This is a genomic window from Sphingomonas sp. Leaf230 (assembly GCF_001421745.1).
GTDB lineage: Bacteria > Pseudomonadota > Alphaproteobacteria > Sphingomonadales > Sphingomonadaceae > Sphingomonas.
In genome coordinates this window covers 74803-93009 of record NZ_LMKW01000011.1, presented here as the reverse complement: position 1 = coordinate 93009, position 18207 = coordinate 74803, and the positions used below count along the sequence as shown (strand labels likewise).

Here is an 18207-nt window from a genome sequence, read left to right as displayed (position 1 = left end):
ACGCTCTTCCAATCCGCGAATCCGCGGTCATCCGCGTTGTTGATCGAACCTAAGCCCACGCCTCAGACCTGACTATGCAAATGTAATTGCTTTCATCATGTATTCGCTGGATAATTGCACCCAAACGCACAACGCAATGCTGCCAAGTCCAACGCTCCAATACGGCGTCGCGGGGCCGGAATTCGGCGTAGGTTTCGCGCATTGTAAGGATCGCATCGGCAAACCCGGTCGTCGAAGCGGTCATGCCGGTCTCAGGCAGAATAAACTGCAATCCGCAGCGTAATTCTGCGTTGGCGAGCACGGGCAGGCCGGCGAGCATGTATTCGGTGAGGATCGCGGGCGCGCCGTCGTCGATGCCGCAGACGACGCCGAACCTCGCGCGGTTCATCAGGCGATTCACCTCGTCGATGGGTACGCCCGGCGGTCCGACGAACTCGATCGAGAGGTTCTGGTCGCGGGCGCGTTGGCGGAGCGCGTCGGCATCCTCGCCGTAACCGAATACGCAAAGTGCACGCACGTCGCGCGGCAGTTGCGCTAGTGCGTCGAACAGGATGTCGTGGCGCTTATACGGTTGCGCGGCGGCGACGTAGATCAGGTCGACGTCCTTGGGTGTGCCGAGCGGGCGGAACTGGTCGATCGCGGCGAATTCAGGGCCGACGGGCAGGATCGCAGTGCGCATGCCGGGGTGGCGCGCCTCGACCTCGTCCGACTGCCACTGCGCGCCGGTGATGACGAGATCGAAATGCTCGCTGACTTCGGGCGGCACGCGCAACGAGGGCGCGTCGATCGAATTGTAGAGGATGATGCTGCTTTCGCAGAGCGCGAGCAGTTCGGGTGCGACGCCTAGCCCGAGCACGACGAGGATGTGTGGCGCGCCAAAAGTCCGCACGAAGTCGATCATCTCGGTGGAGGCGAACGGTGCGTGGTCGTGGTCGAGGCGGAAGGCGCGGCGCGCGAGCACCGGGCTATCGCGGTGGAATGGCGGGTCGCCTTCGCCGCGCCAGTGATGCCAGATCTCGGCCTGCTCGACGATGCCGGCTGCGACGAGCGCGAGCGGAAGGCGTTCGAGATACCCGCCGGTGACAGGCACGCGGTGGCCGGCGGCACCCGTCCAGGGTCGGCTAGCAGGATCGAGCGCGCGCCATGCCGATCCGTCGCGAGGAGGCGTTGCGGCGGAGGGATCCGCAGGGGGCCAGCCGTCGACCCAGTCGCTGATGACGACGACCGATCGCCGTTCGCTCAACGCCACCATGCATGCATCCCCTGCATCGGTATCTCCCCTGGTCTTGCACCCTTTCGTGGCAGGGCAGGCACTTAACGGGCGAAATCGAGAAACGGGATCATGCAGCTTAAATTTAGTCGGCGCGCGTATTCGCAATCACGCTCGACCGCCGGCGGGGCTTGCGCCATGTTAGTGCAAAGACGTCCATGAGTAGGGGGGGCGATGACTAGGCGAGGGCAGCGCGGACGATGCTAATCTGGATGGCGATAGTCGGTGCTTTGCTCGGCTGGGTGCTCGGAAGCTTTTCAGAAACCGCTTTATTCTTGGGCGGGGCGGTTGGCTTGTGCATCGGCTGGGCGTTGCGGCGGGCGATGCGGATCGAGATCGTGCGCGAGACGGCCGTACTGAGCGCCGAGGTCGCCTTGTTGCGGGCCCACGTCAACGAACTGATGGACGCGCCGCGTTATCGCACGGACGGTGTCGCCGATGTGCCCGAGGTCCGCACCACGCCGCGATCGATCGAGCCGTTGGTGGCCGAGCGGCCGACCGGGATGGTTGCGCCGGAGGTCGTATCGCAACGTGAAGCACTAACCGATTTCGATACCGCGGCGGGAAGCCGTTGGGGTTCGCCGCCTTCGGGCGACCGCGCTGCGTCTGTACCTGCGCCCGCCGAACCACGCGAGCCGGGCTGGCTGGCGAGCGGCGTGGCGGCCGCGCGCGGCTGGCTGTTCGGCGGCAACACGATCGTCCGGCTCGGGCTCGTGATCCTGTTCGTCGGACTGTCGTTCCTCGCCAGCTATGCCGCGGCGGCGGGGCTGTTCCCGATCGAGTTCCGTCTCGCGGTGGTCGGCCTGTTCGGCATCGCGCTGCTCGGCATCGGCTTTCGGACGCGGACCAAGCGTCCGGATTTCGCGCTGGCGTTGCAGGGCGGTGGCGTCGCGATCATCTATCTGACGCTGTTCGGGGCGGCGCGCTTCTACGACCTCGTACCGCTGTCCGCGGCGTTCGTGCTGATGATCGCGGTCTGCGCGCTCGGCTGTGCGCTGGCGCTGTTGCAGCGATCGCAAGCCCTGGCGGTGACGGCGTTCGCGGGCGGGTTCGCGGTGCCGTTGCTGCTGGGCGGGGAGGGCGGCAATGCGCTCGGCCTGTTCGGGTACGGCACGATCCTGAACCTCGCGATCCTGTTCATCGCACGGGCACGGACCTGGCGCGTGCTGAACCTGGTCGGGTTCTTCGCGACCTTCGGGATTGCGAGCCTGTGGGGCGCGACCGCGTATCGGCCCGAGCATTTCGTGATCGCGCAGATATTCCTGATCGTCTCGGTGCTGATCTACGTCGTGACCGCCGTGCTTTATACGCGGGCGACGCCGGGCAAGTTCGGCAACGCGGTCGATACGACGTTGTTGTTCGGGCCGGCGCTGGCGGGGTTCGGGCTCGAGGTAGCGCTGATCGGCGACCGGCCGTTCGGCAGCGCGTTCGCTGCACTGGGCTTTGCGGCATTGTATCTGGGTGTCTCGCTGGTGGCGCGGCGCCGACAACAGGAGGGGCTGCGCGTGATGAACGAGGCGATGCTGGCGATCGGCATTGGCTTCGTCACGATGGCGATCCCGCTCGCGCTGGGCGCGCGCTGGACCTCGGCGGCGTGGGCGCTGGAAGGCGCGGGCGCGTTCTGGGTGGGGATGCGACAGGCGCGCTGGATGCCGCGGCTGTTCGGGCTGGCGCTGCAGGTCGTCGCGACCTTGCTGTATCTCGGCACGCTCGACGACAATATCGCGGCGCTGCCGTTCGCCAATCCGGCGTTCGTCGGTGCAATCCTGGTGGCGCTCGGCTGGTTCGCGACGGCATGGTTCGCGCGGAAGACGATCGCGCGGGAGACGATCGCGCCTGGGGAGACGCGGCTTGCGCGGGCGTATGCGCGGGGCGAGGGGGTAATCGCGACGCCGGCGTTCCTGACCGGGTTTGCGGCGTGGTGGATCGGCTGGATGATGGAGGCGACGCGGCTTTATCCGGCGGTCGAGCGATCGTTGGCGCCTGTGCCGGTGTTCTCGACGAACGTGCAGATCCTGTTGGCGATGCTGGCGTATCTGGTCAGTGCGGCGGCGTTCCAGACGATCGCGCGGCGGCGTGACTGGCCGGTCGCGGCGTGGCCGGCACGCGTCAGTGTGGGCGCGTTGTGGATCGGCTTCGTCGCGCAGGCCGATCGGGGCGGCACCGTGCTGTCGTCGCCCGGCTGTTTCCTGTGGATCGCCGCGCTCGCGGTGCATGGCTGGATGCTGTTCCGCAGCGACCGTGATGGCGTCGAGACACCGGGCACGCGGGCGGTGGCGTCGGCAAGCCATGTCGCGGGCGTCTGGCTGGCGGTGGTCCTGCTCGCCGACATGCTGTGGTACGGGATCGATCGCGCAGCGCTGTGGTCGACGGCGTGGAACGAGGTGACGTTCTTGGCCGGCGCAGTGGCGGTCCTGGCGGGCCTCACCTTGTGGGCGGGACCCGCGTTGCGCGGCGACCGGGCTGCAACGCGTTGGCCGCTCGATCGCCATGCCCTGCACTATGCGTGGACGGCGGCGGTGCCGATCGCGCTGGGTATCTTCGGTGGCGCAGTCGCGATCGCGCTGTTTTCGTCGGGCGATACCGCGCCGTTGCCGTTCGTGCCGCTGCTCAATCCGGTCGACGTGATGGTCGCGCTGGCGGCGGGCGTGCTGTTGCTGTGGCGGCGGACAGTGCTGGCTGCAGATGCGGTGCCGGCGGGCGCGGCGCTGTTGGCGAGCAAGCGCATCTGGCTGCCGATCGCTGTGCTTGGTTTCGTTGCGGCGAACGGCGCGTGGTTGCGGACGGCGCATCATCTGGCGGGTGTCGCATGGGAAGCGGATACGCTGCTCGGCAATGCGCTGGTCGAGACCGGGATCGCGATCCTGTGGACGGTGATCGCGCTGACGCTGATGGTCGTCGCGCATCGGCGTGCAACGCGCAGCCTGTGGCTCGCGGGGGCAAGCCTGTTGGGGGCGACCGTCGTCAAGCTGCTGGTGGTCGACCTGTACGCGACCGGCGGCGGCGCGCGGATCATCGCCTTCATCGCGGTCGGGATGCTGATGCTGCTGGTCGGGTATCTGGCGCCGTTGCCGCCCAAGGTATCATCGGACGATACGAAACGCGGGGCGGTGGCATGAGCAGGGTTCGGTGGCGGTTGGGCGCACTGGTCGGCGCCGTGTTGTTGGTCGGTGCGGCGCCGGCGGGATCGGATGGCGAGCCGGACGGCTACGCGCTTCGCCTGCCGCTGTCGGTGGAGGCAGGTGCGAAAGTCCAGCGACTGGCGTTGCCGGCCGCGGTGCTGGCAGGATTGCAGACTGGCGACGGGCATGATTTGCGCGTGTTCGATGCGAAGGGGCGCGCGATGCCGATCGCTCGCACAGGCGCGTCTGCGGTGGTCGACCATGTGTCGCTCGATCCGATGCCGATCCTGGGCGCGCCCGATGCGCTGAAGGTGTCGGGGGTGTCGTTGAGGCTCGATGGGCGCGGTGCGGCGCAGGTCGCCGAAGTGCGCGGCGAGCCGGTTGCGGCTGGCGCCGCGCCCGTGCTGCTGGGCGTGCTGCTCGATGCGCGGCGTGTGTCGGGCGCGGTCGCGCGGGTTGCGGTTGCCGCGGACTTGCCGGTGGGGCAGCCGGTGACGTTGACGGTCGAGGCCAGTGCGGACCTGCGCGAGTGGCGACTGTTGGGCGAGGCGACGGTCTATCGGCGCGCGGGCGAGGCGGTGCGGTCGTCGATCGTTGCGTTGGACAATGCCGCCGTGGCGCGGGAGTATCTGCGGATCACGTGGAGCGCGGGGTCGCGGTTGCTGGCGCCGGTCGCGATCCGTGGTGCCGTGCTCGACGTGCGGCCCGACGGTGCGGCGGCGTCGGAAACGGTCGAGGCTCAGGCGCCCGCTCCGGCGTCCGGGAATGCGCGCATCGTAGATTTCGCGGTGCCGTTCGCGACACCGATGGCGAGCCTCCGGGTGATACCGGTCGAGGGCGATGGCGTCGTACCGGTTCGGATATTGGGGCGGGACGACCGCGAGCAGCCCTGGACCTTGCTGGGGCAAGGCGTTGCGCGCAGCGATGGCGGGCGCGACATCACGCTGTCCGGCGATGCGCCGCGTGCGATCCGGATCGAGGCCGATGGCCGCAGCGCGGGGTTCACCGTCGCGCCGCGCTTTCGGATCGGCTTTGTGGACCGCAGCGTGATCTTCCTCGCCAGCGGCACCGCGCCGTTCACGCTGGCGGCCGGGCGCGTTGCGGCGAAGGACGTGTTCCTGTCGCCCGCCGATCTTGCCGATGGACAGGGCAGGCCGGGCGAAGCGCGCCTAGTGTCGACGCCGTCCGCGACGGTAACGCTGTCGGCGCTCGGCGATGCGGGAGCGCCGACGCGGAATATCGTGCTGTGGGTGGTGCTACTTGCGGCGACGGCAGTGCTGGCCGGGGTGGCGTGGATGCTGTGGCGGCAACAAGCGACGCAAGCGCCGCGCGATCCGAGCTGAGGTCGTGGTCCAAGGTACCGGCCCGCAGCGGGATTTAGATCACGCTGCGGGCCGATCGTGGCGGGTGTTCAGCTCTTCACGAACGCCAGCAGATCGGGGTTGAGAACCTCGGCGTGCGTCGTCAGCATGCCGTGGGGAAAGCCCTTGTAGATCTTCAGCGTGGCGTTCTTGAGCAGTTTCGCCTGTACGAGCGAGGCGTCTTCATAGGGGACGATCTGGTCGTCATCGCCTTGCAGCACCAGCATCGGCACGGTGATCGCCTCGAGATCCGCGGTCTGGTCGGTCTCCGAAAACGCCTTGATGCCGTCGGAATGCGCGAGCGCGCTGCCCATCATGCCCTGGCGCCACCAATTCCGGATGACGCCGTCCGAGACTACGGCGTTCGGACGGTTGAAGCCGTAGAACGGCCCCGATGCAACATCGAGGAAGAACTGCGCGCGGTTCTCGGCGAGAGCTTTGCGGAACCCGTCGAACACCGCGATCGGCGTGCCGCCGGGATTGGCGTCGGTCTTGAGCATCAGCGGCGGGACCGCGCTGACGAGGACGGCCTTGGCGACGCGGCCCTGGGGCTGGCCGAACTGCGCGACATAGCGCGCGACTTCGCCGCCGCCGGTCGAGTGGCCGATGTGCACTGCGTTGGTCAGGTCGAGATGCTCGGCGACAGCGGAGGCGTCGGCGGCATAATGGTCCATGTCGTTGCCGGTGTCGGCCTGCGACGAGCGGCCATGCCCGCGGCGATCATGCGCGACGACGCGGTAGCCCTCGGCGAGGAAGAACAGCATCTGCGTGTCCCAGTCGTCCGACGACAAGGGCCAGCCGTGGTGGAACACGATCGGCTGCGCGTCCTTCGGTCCCCAATCCTTGTAGAAGATGTCGACGCCGTCTTCGGTTTTGATGAAGCCGCTGCTCATTTCGATAACTCCGTCTTGTCATGGAAGTGCAAGGAAGCGTGCGATTCAGGGTCAAGTCTCTCCGAACACAGGTTTTCCTGATCTGCCGGGCGTTTATCACGTCTACAAATGGCAAACAGACACTGCGTCGTCAGGGGAATGACACGCCGCGACGCGATGTAAAAGCCCGGATCAGACTGGGATAGATCGGTCGATCGTTTATAGGTCCTAGTATCGAAACGGCCGAGACCGAGCCGGTTTATTGCAAGATACTGAGTTCACATTTCTTATTGTGGCCAAGCTCACGGTGAGAGCTGGCGGGGGGCGACTATGAGCGGACGACGACTGGGGCCGGGGAGAGTCGAGGCCTTCACCGACGGCGTGGTCGCGATCATCATCACGATCATGGTGTTGGAACTGAAGGTGCCGGAAACGGGCGACCTGCACGCGTTGATCGGGAGTGCGCCGGTGTTGCTGGCGTATGTGTTGAGCTTCGTGAACGTCGGGCTTTTCTGGAACAATCACCACCATATGTTTTCCGCGGTCGAGCGCGTCGACGGGCGCGTGATGTGGGCGAACCTTTTCCTGCTGTTCTGGCTGAGCCTGGTGCCGTTCGTGATCCGCTGGCTCGACGAGAGCGCGTTCGCGGCGGGGGCGACGGCAGCCTATGGCATCGTCCTGGGGCTCGCGGCGATCGGCTATTCGCTGACCGAACGCGCGATCATCGCCTGCAACGGCAAGGAGTCGGCGGTTGCGCGCGCGATCGGTTCGGACTGGAAGGGGTGGGGCAGTATCGCGCTGTATTTCACCGGCGTGCCGCTGGCGTTCGTCAGCCGCTGGTTCGCGATCGCGTTGTACGTGGCGGTGGTTGCGCTGTGGCTGATTCCCGACCGGCGGATCGTGCGCGCGTTCGAGGGTGAGCTTCGAGGCTGAGTCCTCCTCCCCCAAGCGGGGGAGGATTTGCGCGTCATTTCCTGGCGCGGAGACCCCACAGCATCGTCCCGATCAGCGCGATGCCGGCCGCGGTGCCGCCGACCGCGACCGCTGCCATGACCGGCGAGATGCTGCCGTCGGCACGGTGGAGGTGCGGGCGCAGGTTCTTGAGCAAAGGCTTGCGGCCAGACAGTCCCTCGAACATCTCGCCCGGACCCTCGGGATCGAGGATCTTGTTGTCGGCCAGCCACTCGCGCACGGAGTCGAGTTCGGGAACCTCGTAAGGGCGGAGCGAGCGGCCGTCGCCGCGCAGCCGTTCGATCGTTTCGATCAGCGAGCCCGTTTCCGCGATCGACGTCTCGATCGTCGCGACGTCGGTGTCGAGATGTTCGGCGAGCAGGCCATTGCGGATGCTGGCGATCGTGTCGCGCTCACCGGCGTTGCGATCGCGCGCGGCGTCGATGACGACGTCGCATTCGCTGTCGAGCCGCAGCGAGCGGTTGTTGAAGTTGGACGAGCCGACGCGGAGCACTTCGTCGTCGACCACCGTCACCTTGGCGTGGACGTAGATCGGCTGCCCACCCGCGGTGAACGGGTGGTAGAGGCGCAGCCGATTGTGCGGATCCTGTTCGTGCAGCGCCTCGACCAGCCGGGCGCGCGCGGAGTCCATCGCGATCGGTTCGAGCCAGCCCTCCGCGGTGGTCGGGTGGACGATGACGAATTCGGGACCATCGGGTTCGCGCAACCGCTTGCCGATCGCCTCGGCCACTTTGCGCGACGCGAAATACTGGCTCTCGGCGTAGAAGAAGCGCTTCGTCCGCGCGATCAGGTCGACGTACAGTGCCTCGACGTCGTGGCGGGGCTCCTGTTCGGCCATTTCGGGTATCGTGAGCGCGATGCCGACTTCGACGTCGGTGAAATCGGCCTTCACATGATCGGGCCAGCAGTCGGCGCCGTCAGTCACCGGCTCCAACGCGCCGCCGCCGGACACTTCCCAGCGTCCACGGCACATGTCGCCGAGTGCGCGGGCGACCGGGCCTTGCAGGATCGTAGTCGCGTCGTGCCACGGACCGTAGGGCGAGCCGTCTGGCTCGATCCGGCGCGGTTCGTCGTCGGCGTGCGCGCGCGTATCCCAGCGGTCGACGGTCATGTCGATCCCGCCGCAGAACGCGACGTCGTCGTCGATCACTACCACTTTCTGGTGATGCGAGCCGGCGGGGGGATGATGGCCGTCGAGCCGCAGATGGACCTGCGGGTCGCGGATCCACTTGGCGATGCGCAACAGCGTCTGGCCGTGGAACAGCGTCTTGATCGCGCCGGTATCCCAGCGGAGGATATGGATGTTGAGCCCCGGCGTGCGACGTGCGAGCCAGGTGACGAACTCGCCGACGCGCTCGGGGCCGCCATCGTCATCGTCACCACTACCGAAGCGGATGCGCGCGTCGAAATCCCAGCCGACGAGCAGGATCTGCTTCCTGGCCTTCATCATCACCGCGCGGGCGGCTTTGAAATAATCGTCGGCGTCGACGATGACGGTGGCCTGCTTGGCGGGTTCGATCCGCCAGCAGTTGCGACCGGGCTCGAGCAGTGTTCCGTGAGAATTCATGGTGCTGCCATCGCAGGCTTGGTGCGATCAGCCAACCCACAGAGGCGAGTTTTGGCCTTCGGTGGACCGACGGACGGCAGCATTCATTATAAAATGTTCGTGGCGCGCACGCACCATCGGTACTTTATTCGGACAGCTCGTTCTCGGCTGCGTCGAGCGCCTGCGCCAGCAAGGCCGCCACGAGATGGTCGTCCTGGGCGTCGGCAAGTTGCAACGCGCGGACGATGGCAATGCGAAGCGAACGGCGATCCTGTTGCGACGTGGTCATCTCGGTACCCTTAGATTTCTATCAGGTCCTCGCCGCGGCTCCTTACCCGGTCGGCAGCGACGATGTAACCTGTTTGACGAACGAACGGCCGCGCGATTGCGCGGCCGTTCGCCGAATGGGATGCCGTCCCGTTACGCGGACGGCGCCCCGTTACACGAACCGATCGACCGTATCAGACGGCGTCGGTGTAGACGCGGCGGCGGGCGGCGGTGGTGGCACCGAAGCCTGCAGCGGCAGCGCCGATGAGCAGCGCGATCACGATCATGAACGACGTGCCTGCGGCTGCACCGGCGGCGGTGTCGGTCGCCGACTTGGCGGTCTCTACGGTCTTGTTCTTGGTCTGGACGAACTGTGCCTTGGCGCGCGTCACCTGGGCCTGAGCCTCCGGACGGCTGATCTTGCGCTGGGCCGCAACGATGTCGACGATGCGGCTTTCAGCCTGCGCGCCGTCCTGGCCACCCTTTGCGAGTGCCGGCAGCTCCTTCGCGATTTCCTTCTGCGCCTGCTCCGGCGTCATCTGCGCAGGATCCGACGGTGCGTCCGACAGATACTGAGCAGCTTCGGCGCGAACGTCGGTGACGTCGACGTTGGCGACGTCGGCAACCTTCGGGGCTGCTGCGCCGATGCCGGTGCCGGCTGCCGACGCGACCGAACCGACGGTGCGGAATGCGCCGCCGATGATGCCGCCGACGGCCGAGGTGAGCAGGTACATGGTGAGGATCAGGGTGACGCCCCAGACGACCAGGCCGTGGATCAGGCCGTCGAACCGGTCATGTACGCCAGCGCCGCGTGCTGCGGCATAACCGCCCGCGCCGAGAGCGATGATCGTCGTGATGATCCAGTAGATCCCTGCGCCGATGCCGAAGCCGGTCGCGCCGGGGGTCGTGCCCTCGACCGGATCGACCAGGCTGAGGCCGATGCCGGTGCCGAGGATGCCGAGCACCAGCTGGATCGCGATCGCGATCACGACGCCGGCGAAGATTGCGCCCCACGAGATGCGGGTCGGGGTCTTCACGCGACGGAAGTCGTCCGTCGGCAGGACGCCGGGATTTACATGGTTAGCCATAATTCACTCCTGTTATTCACGAAATTCGAGGAACGGCGTCAGTCTTTGCCGTGCCTATCGATGGGTGTGTCGATCTGTTTGTCGGCCTTCGCGGTTCCGGCCTTCGAGCCTTTGCCAGCCTTGGAGGCTTCGTCGGCCTTGGCTTCGCGGGCACCGGCTTCGCTCTCCTGCGAGCCACGCTGTTCGATCGCGGCATTGCCGATGATCTTGCCGATCGCCTCCTGGATCGAGCCCTTCGCCTGGCGGGTGCGGGCTTCGTCCTGGTCCGATTTATCCTTGTCGCGCGTCATGCTGCGATCTCCTTCGAAGGCGCCTTGAGGTGGAGCGCGTGCGGGATGGAATCGCCATCGAACCCTCGCGCGCGCGCCCAGGCGGCGGCGGCGTTGCGGCGGTTGACGCCGATCTTCGAATAGATCCGCGCGACATGGTTGCGCACGGTGTTGCTGGAAACGTCGAGCGTGCGCGCGATCGACTTGTCGTCGAGCCCGCGACAGATCAGCGCCAGCACCTCGCGCTCGCGCTGCGTCAGTTCGTCGAGCCCGACGCCGACCGGCTCGGCGTTCGGCGTGCGGATTCGCGCAAGCTTTTCCATGATCGACCGGCTGAGCCAGCTCGTGTCCTTCATCACCGCCTCGATCGCGTTGACGAGTTCGCGCTCGGACGCTTTGCGCGTGCTGATGTCGCGCATTGCCCACAGCACGCAGGCTTCGTCGTCGAGTTGGATCGGCTCGGTCGAGACGATGCAGTCGATGATGTCGCCGTCCTTGCCGCGGATGCGGACTTCGCGGTCGCGAATCGGGAGGCCGGCGTCGATATCGGCCTCGATCGCATGGCGCAGCGCGGGCGTTTCCCACAGGTCGACGTCGCCGAGCGGGCGACCGATGATCTCCGCCGAGGAATAACCGGTGAGGCTGGTGAAGGCCTCGTTGACGTCGCACAGCCGGTGACCGTCGCGCGCGCCGATCGCGAGCGCTACGGGCGCGAGGGAGAAGGTCCGCATGAAGCGCTCCTCGCTATGGCGCAGCTGCGTCTCCGCTTTCCGGCGCGGTTCGAGGTCGGCGAAGGTGAACAGCATGCACGGCTGATCGCCCATGTCGATCGGCTGGCCGGCGACGATCACGAGCTTGGTCGCGCCGTCGGGCAGGCTGAGCTCCGCCTCCATCTGCGGGATGGTGCGGCCCTCGGCGAGGCGCTCCTTGCCAAGATCGCGCTTCTCGCCGCGTTCGAGGACGTCGATATCGTAGACCGTGCGCGACAGGACGGCATCGCGGTCGTGCCCGGTCATGTCGATAAAACCCTGGTTGACCTTCACGAAGCGAAGATCGCACAGGCGACAGATGACCGCGGGCGCGGGATTCGCGTTGAACGACTGTTCGAAGCGATCCTCGGCCTCGAACTGTGCGGACACGTCCTGGATGATCATGACGAGGCATTCGGGCTCGTCGTCGTCGTTAGTCAGGACGAGGCTGCGCACCTGATGCACCCAGCGGGGTTCGTCCTCGCCGGCGACCGCGACCTCGACCACGACCTCCGAGAAGGCCTCGCCCGACACGACGCGCTCGATCGGGTAGTCGGCGTCGTTGAGCTTGTGGTTGTTGCGATAGCGCAGCTGGAAACGCTGGCGATAATCGTCGACCGTGGCACCAAGATCCTCGACCGAGTCGACCCCGTGCATTCCGAGTGCGGCCGTGTTGGCCCACAGGATGTCCTGGTCGGGATCGACGAGGATGACGCCTTCGTCTAGCCCCGCGATGATCTGGCGCAGATGGCGCAGATCGGCGGAGTCACGAAGCGACTTGAGAGGCGGCGCCACGGTCATGCGATCAGTCGCGCTGGCCGTGGACGAGCCAGGCGAGGCCGTAGCCGATTGCGGCGGCGCCGAGCGCCCAGAGGACGGGGGCGTCCTTGGCCGATGCCTGTGCGGTCGAGGCGGCGCGACGAGCGGCGTCGGCGGCACGATCGCCGGCTTCGCGCGCCTCGCTGCCGATCTTGTCGGCGAGTTCGGGGGCACCGTCGACGGCGTCCTCGATCGCCGACTTGGCGCGGCCGTACAGGTTCTGCGCACCGCCGGCGACCTGATCGACGACGCCGTCGACCTGCCAGTCGCGGCTGTTCACGGTGTCGCCAACGGCCTTCTCGACCTTGCCGCCGACATAGCGGGCACCGCCCTGGAATTCGTCCTTGTTCATGTCAGGTCCTTCAGTTTGAATTTAGGGGAAGAAGATCGCGTTACGGCAGCACGCCGCAGCCCGCGGCGGCCTTGCCGACTTCGAGCGCGATCTTCGGATCGCGGAGCTCGGAGGCGACGCGGATGAGATCGGACGGGGTGAGCACGCCGGGCGTGGTGTCGCCCTGGCGGTACGCCGCAACGGCCTTGCCTAGGCGCTGCAACTGGCCGAGCGATAGGTTCGCCTGGAGCCGACCGCCGACGCAATCGGAGCGCGACTGATCGAGCCCGTAGCGCTGGAGCCCGCTCGAGATACGCGTCGCGGGCGCGGCGCAACCGGCAATGGACACCAGCAGGGCCAGGGCCCCGGTGGCGGACGTCATGCGCTTCATGTGAGCAGCTCCAGTACATTGCCGCACGCGGGGTATCGCGACGGGACTGGACGCATAAACCTACCGGTAACCTCTTGGTTCCTGGTAGTTTTGTGTAAGAATACTAGCTGTAATGTACCATATCAGGACGTCGCGCGCGCCGTATAGAGCCGCGCGAACCGCAGATGCAGCGACCGTGTGCTCGTATCCTCGGCGACCTCGGCGCGGCCTTCATGCCACTCGGCTCGACGCTGAAAATAGCTCGAATCGTCGTTGTCGTCGGCGGGAAAGTGGCTGTCGTCTTGAACCTTCGTCATCGCATTGCCCTTGGTAACCTGCGCCTTCAGTACGAAATTGCAGGCGCCCGCGCGTGATCGGAAACGACTAGGCGATACGGTAGTATGATCAGTCTGGCGGGAGGAGCAGCGACGCTGTGGGGACGCCGCCGCGGCCGAGGCGGCCGGGCGACGACGTCGTCTTTATGTCGGACTGGTTCGATCGATTACTTGGCCATTGCCGCGGACTGGTCGAGCGGGACGACCGGCAACCAGACCGCGCTCGCGGATGCGCCGCCGCGGACGATCGTCACCGTTGCCGGCTTATAGTCTGCTTTCTTCGCGAGGAAGATGTTGGGGACGAACGTCTGCGGGTTGCGATCGTAGAGCGGGAACAGGCTCGACTGGACCTGGATCATGATCTTGTGGCCCGACTGGAACACGTGGTTCACGGTCGGCAGGCGGAACTTGTATTCCTGCACCTTGCCCGCCGGGATCGCGGTCGGCTTGGCGAAGCTCTGGCGATAGCGGCCGCGGAAGATGTCGAGGCTGATTGGCAGTTCATACCCGCCCATCTTCGGATCGGTCGCGTTCTCGGCCGGGTAGACGTCGATCACCTTGACGACGAAATCGCCGTCGGTGCCGGTCGTCTTCGCAAAGATGTCGGCGATCGGCGCACCCGACACGCGCACCGGCGTGGTCAGCACTTCGGTGGTGTAGGTCATCACGTCGGGTCGACCATCGACGCCGCGCTGGTCGCTGACGAGCCAGTCGCCCCAGCGACCGTCGCCGAAGTTCACCGGGCGGGGCAAATGCGGCACGGGCTTCGACGGATCGGAGACATAGCTGTCACCGCCGGTCGCGGCCTTGCCGAACCCGAGTGCGCCACCCTCCTGCAGGTAGATCGGCTTGAGCGGCGACGTGCATCCCGTCTCGCAGGCGAGCGGCCACGTCGCGAACTTGTCCCAGTGGTTCTCGCCGGTGTTGTAGATCGCCGCGGCGGGCAGCGTGACGGCCGGGCCATCCTTCAGATACTGGTTGAAATAGGGGAGCAGCATGTCCTCGCGGAATTGCTGTGCGGTGTCGCCATTCCACTGGAACGGCCCGAGGCTGCGGCCCTCGCGGTTGATCTGGCTGTGCCGCCATGGACCCATGACGAGGTGGTTGTTGCCGAGCTTGCCCTTGGCTTTAAGCGCCTCCCACGCAGTGATCGTGCCGTACATGTCCTCCTGGTCCCACAGGCCCTGTTCCCAGACCGTTGGTACGTTCGACGGGTTGGCGGCGAGCAGCTTGTCGAGCGCCTGGCCCTGCCAGAAACCATCATAGGCGGGGTGCGACACCATCCGCTGCCAATATGGAAGCTGGTCATAGCCCGACTTCTTCGCCCAGTCGCCGGCCGAGCCGACCTCGCGGAAATTGTCGTAATCGTCGTAGCCGCCGGTGGGTGGCGCCTTGCCCGCGCCCTTGTAGCCGGTCTGGCTGCCGAGCCACGCGATGTTGGCGAGACGGAAGGCGCCGTAGTGGAACCAGTCGTCGCCCATCCAGCCGTCGATCATCGGGCTCTCGGGCGCGGCGACCTTCAGCGCGGGGTGCGGGTTCAGCAGCGCCATCGCGACCGTGAAGCCTTCGTAGGACGAGCCGATCATGCCGACGCGGCCGTTGCTCTGGGGCAGGTTCGCCTTGTTCACCAGCCAGTCGATCGTGTCGTACGCGTCGGTGACGTGATCGACCTTGGTCGGGTTGAGCGGGCCGATCACCGGACGTGTGACGACATACTCACCCTCCGACCCGTATTTGCCGCGGATGTCCTGATAGACGCGGATATAGCCCGCCTTGACGAACATCTCGTCGGCGAGCGGCAGCGTGGCGAGGATGCTCGCACTGTCGGAGCGGTTCGCGCGACCCTTGGCGTTGTAGGGCGTGCGGGTGAGGACGATCGGCGCGTTTGCGACGCCCTTGGGATAGACGATGACGGTGTAGAGCTTGGTCCCGTCGCGCATCGGGATCATCACCTCGCGCTTCACGTAATCCTGCGCGGCGGTCGGCGGGACGAACTTGGCGGGGATGTCGCCGCCGACGGGTGCGGTCTTGTCCTGCGCGATTGCAGTGGTGGCGAGGGCGATCGAGGCGAGCAGGACGAATTTGACGGTCATTTGCGACGGACTCCGGAAGCGTTGGGGCGAAGCTAGGCGCAACCGGGGCGCGGGGGCAATCGGTCTGACGGTCTTTAGTGGCGCGGCATGGTCGATGGCGCGGTCGAGGACGAGAACGGGCGGGCCTTCGCGCCCTTGCCCCAGAGCTTGTTGGGTTTCGCTGCCATCACGAAGCGAAGTTCGCCGCCCTGACGTATCTCGTCGTCGCGCAGATAGCTGCGGGTGAGGGGCGTGCCGTTCAGCGTGACCGAGCGGATGTAGGGGTTGGCGTCCGACAGATTATCCGTGCGAATCGCGAACTGCTTGCCGCCGGGTAGCGCGAGCGTTGCCTGCGACAGGAACGGGCGGCCGATGACATATTCGTTCGATCCCGGCGCGACCGGGTAGAAGCCGAGCGCGGTGAAGACGAGCCATGCGGACATCTGGCCGAGATCGTCGTTGCCGCTGAGCCCCTCCGGTTTGGCGCCGTACTGGCTCCGCACGATCTGGCCGAGCCGCTCCTGCGTCCGCCACGGTGCGCCAGCGTAATTGTAGAGATAGGCGACGTGGTGGCTCGGTTCGTTGCCGTGGATATACTGGCCGATCAGCCCGGCGATATCCTCCGCGTGGCTGTAATCGACCTTCGAATTGTCGAAGTCGAACATCGCATCGAGTTTCCTGACGGTCTTCGCATCGCCGCCGAGCAGCCGGAACAGTCCCGCCTGATCCTGCGGCACGAACCAGCTATATTGCCACGCATTGCCCTCCGTATAATCGGAGCCGTAGTTGATTGCGGTCGGATCGAAAGGCGTGCGGAACGTTCCGTTCGCGAGCCTCGCGCGCAGCCAGCCGGACTTCGCGTCGAAGCTGTTGCGCCAATTGCCCGCGCGCTTTTCGAACCGCTCGGCGATGTCCGTCTTGCCCATCCGCCGCGCCATTCGCGCGATCGTCCAGTCGTCATAGGCATATTCGACGGTCTTCGACGCGGCCTCCGGCTCCTTGTCGATCGGGACGTAGCCACGCTGGATATACTCGCCGAGCCCGCCATAGGAGGCGTGGTCGGCGCTCGCGACCATCGCCTGCAACGCGGCGTCCGCATCGAAGCCGCGAATGCCCTTCATATACGCGTCGGCGATGACGGGGACGGCGTGATAGCCGATCATCGTCCATGTCTCGCGTCCGGCGAATTGCCAGACCGGGAGGATGCCGTCGGGGCTGTGCTGCTGGCTGGCGATGAGCGAGCGGACGATGTCGCTATTGGTCTTTTCGGGTTGGATCAGCGTCAGCAGCGGATGTTCGGCGCGGAACGTGTCCCAGAGGGAAAAGGTCGAGCGGACGGTGAAGCCGGACGCCTGATGCACCTGGTCATCGGGGCCGCGGTAGCGTCCGTCGCTGTCGCTCCAAACGCTCGGGGCGAGCAGGCTGTGGTAGAGCGCGGTGGCAAAGATGCGGCGCATCGGTGCCGCGGCCTCGAACTTGACCGCACCGAGTGCGGTATCCCAGTCGGTTTGCGTCTTGCTGCGGACGGCGTCGAAGCCACCGGGTTCGCTGTCGAGATTGGCGAGCGCGCCGGCTTCGTCGACGCCGGAGATCCCGACCTTCACCTCCAGTGGTGCGTCGAGCGGACCGAAATCGAGCCGCGCTTCCAGCGCCTGGCCGAGTTTTTCCGCGACCGCATCGCTGCCGCGGCCTGGGCCCTGGAACCCTTTGTACGGGATGTCCTTCTCGCGGTTGACCAGCGCGTGGCCGACCAGCGGCGCCGAGAACCGCATCGCGAAGTAGAGCTTGCGGCCTGGTGCCCAGCCGCGGGTTTCGCGAAAGCCGGTGAGCACGCCGTCGTCGCGCAGGTGCAGCCCCGACCACAGGATCTTGCCGGGGTAATTATAAAGCGACGACCGAAGATCGACGACGAGGTGCGCGGCCTTGCCCTTGAGGAAGCTGTAGCGATGCACGCCGATCCGGGTACCGGCGGTCATTTCCGCGCGTACGCCCGGACCGTCGAGCGTGACCGCGTAATAGCCCGGCTTGGCGACCTCGCTGGCGTGCGAAAAGCGCGAGCGATAGCCAGAGGCGGCGGGCGTGCCAGGGTCCATCGGCACATTGTCGCCCGATACCGGCATGACGAGGATGTCGCCGAGATCGGAATGCCCCGCGCCCGAGAAATGCGTGTGGCTGAACCCCTCGATCGTCGGATCGTCGTAGCGATAGCCGGCGGCGTGGCCATAGCAGGTGCGGATTACGCACGAGGTATCGGTATCCGGCGATAACTGCACCATGCCGAACGGAGCGACTGCGCCTGGGAAGGTGTGGCCCTCGCCGCCGGTGCCGATGAACGGATCGACCGCATCGCTCGGTTTTGCGGCATCCTGCGCGAAGGCGGGGCCGGCGAGGATCGTGGTGAACAGCGTGCCCACGAGGCACGATCGCGTGAAGATGGACATCGAGGTCACCCGTTCGGAGGGAAATAGGCGGGGGAGCTTGCCGGGTGCCAGGTGAACCATGTCGCGCACATCCCCTCTATTCGTTCGGTCGCCAGACTGGCTTCATCGCCAGCTCTTGCGCAACCGCAGAAGTGGATTAGAACATCAAATTGGATAATTCAAACAAACAGTTTGAAAGCGGGGGGATGCAGAAGATGGTCTTCAGACCGGGTCGATATGCCGCGAGTTCACTGAACGCCAATAGTGTGCACTTGCCAAGCCTTCGCAATCGCGGAATCACTTCGTCGCCAACGCTGAAATCGCTATGTTGCAGCGCAAAGCGG

At 66.1% G+C, this 18207-nt stretch carries 15 protein-coding genes; 3 read left to right on the top strand and 12 right to left on the bottom strand.

Annotated elements, in window-relative coordinates:
* Positions 1–49: 49 nt before the first annotated feature.
* The gene (locus ASE82_RS14680; RefSeq protein WP_056064950.1) at positions 50–1252 is read right to left on the bottom strand and encodes a glycosyltransferase family 4 protein; all 1203 of its coding nucleotides are present in this window, start codon (positions 1250–1252) and stop codon (positions 50–52) included.
* 341 nt (positions 1253–1593) lie between these two features.
* On the opposite strand from ASE82_RS14680, the gene ASE82_RS14675 reads away from it, so the two are divergent.
* Positions 1594–4389 (top strand): DUF2339 domain-containing protein, encoded by a 2796-nt coding sequence (locus tag ASE82_RS14675; RefSeq protein ID WP_235524731.1) that lies wholly within the window; start codon positions 1594–1596, stop codon positions 4387–4389.
* Positions 4386–5735, top strand: coding sequence for a DUF3999 family protein (locus tag ASE82_RS14670; protein ID WP_082441540.1), 1350 nt, complete (start codon positions 4386–4388; stop codon positions 5733–5735). The genes ASE82_RS14675 and ASE82_RS14670 overlap by 4 nt, the downstream gene beginning before the upstream one ends.
* A gap of 68 nt (positions 5736–5803) precedes the next feature.
* Here the strand turns inward: ASE82_RS14670 and ASE82_RS14665 are convergent, their stop codons facing one another.
* Positions 5804–6646, bottom strand: coding sequence for an alpha/beta fold hydrolase (locus ASE82_RS14665; RefSeq protein ID WP_056064944.1), 843 nt, complete (start codon positions 6644–6646; stop codon positions 5804–5806).
* Between the two features lie 309 nt (positions 6647–6955).
* Between ASE82_RS14665 and ASE82_RS14660 the strand changes: the two genes are divergently transcribed.
* Positions 6956–7558, top strand: a complete 603-nt coding sequence (locus tag ASE82_RS14660; protein WP_056064942.1) for a TMEM175 family protein — start codon at positions 6956–6958, stop codon at positions 7556–7558.
* Between the two features lie 34 nt (positions 7559–7592).
* On the opposite strand, the gene ASE82_RS14655 is transcribed toward ASE82_RS14660, so the two are convergent.
* From ASE82_RS14655 to ASE82_RS14620, 10 genes are all read right to left on the bottom strand, one after another.
* Positions 7593–9164, bottom strand: a complete 1572-nt coding sequence (locus ASE82_RS14655) for a phospholipase D-like domain-containing protein (protein ID WP_056064940.1) — start codon at positions 9162–9164, stop codon at positions 7593–7595.
* A 124-nt stretch (positions 9165–9288) separates the two neighbouring features.
* A complete protein-coding gene (locus ASE82_RS19540; protein ID WP_156348916.1) occupies positions 9289–9432 on the bottom strand; it encodes a hypothetical protein in 144 nt (47 codons plus the stop codon).
* 172 nt (positions 9433–9604) lie between these two features.
* Positions 9605–10498, bottom strand: a complete 894-nt coding sequence (locus ASE82_RS14650; RefSeq protein ID WP_056064938.1) for a hypothetical protein — start codon at positions 10496–10498, stop codon at positions 9605–9607.
* A gap of 38 nt (positions 10499–10536) precedes the next feature.
* The gene (locus ASE82_RS14645) at positions 10537–10788 is read right to left on the bottom strand and encodes a hypothetical protein (RefSeq protein ID WP_056064935.1); all 252 of its coding nucleotides are present in this window, start codon (positions 10786–10788) and stop codon (positions 10537–10539) included.
* Complete coding sequence (locus tag ASE82_RS14640; RefSeq protein WP_056064933.1) at positions 10785–12317, bottom strand: PAS domain S-box protein; 1533 nt, start codon at positions 12315–12317, stop codon at positions 10785–10787. Before ASE82_RS14640 ends, ASE82_RS14645 begins: the two co-directional genes overlap by 4 nt.
* A gap of 4 nt (positions 12318–12321) precedes the next feature.
* Positions 12322–12687, bottom strand: coding sequence for a CsbD family protein (locus tag ASE82_RS14635; protein ID WP_056064930.1), 366 nt, complete (start codon positions 12685–12687; stop codon positions 12322–12324).
* A 40-nt stretch (positions 12688–12727) separates the two neighbouring features.
* Positions 12728–13015: a hypothetical protein gene (locus ASE82_RS14630; protein ID WP_235524730.1), complete on the bottom strand. Its 288-nt coding sequence runs from the start codon at positions 13013–13015 to the stop codon at positions 12728–12730.
* Positions 13016–13179: 164 nt separating this feature from the next.
* Positions 13180–13353 (bottom strand): hypothetical protein, encoded by a 174-nt coding sequence (locus ASE82_RS19535; RefSeq protein ID WP_156348915.1) that lies wholly within the window; start codon positions 13351–13353, stop codon positions 13180–13182.
* Between the two features lie 185 nt (positions 13354–13538).
* A complete protein-coding gene (locus tag ASE82_RS14625; RefSeq protein WP_056064927.1) occupies positions 13539–15464 on the bottom strand; it encodes a CocE/NonD family hydrolase in 1926 nt (641 codons plus the stop codon).
* Positions 15465–15538: 74 nt separating this feature from the next.
* The gene (locus tag ASE82_RS14620; protein ID WP_082441576.1) at positions 15539–17884 is read right to left on the bottom strand and encodes a GH92 family glycosyl hydrolase; all 2346 of its coding nucleotides are present in this window, start codon (positions 17882–17884) and stop codon (positions 15539–15541) included.
* Positions 17885–18207: the final 323 nt, after the last annotated feature.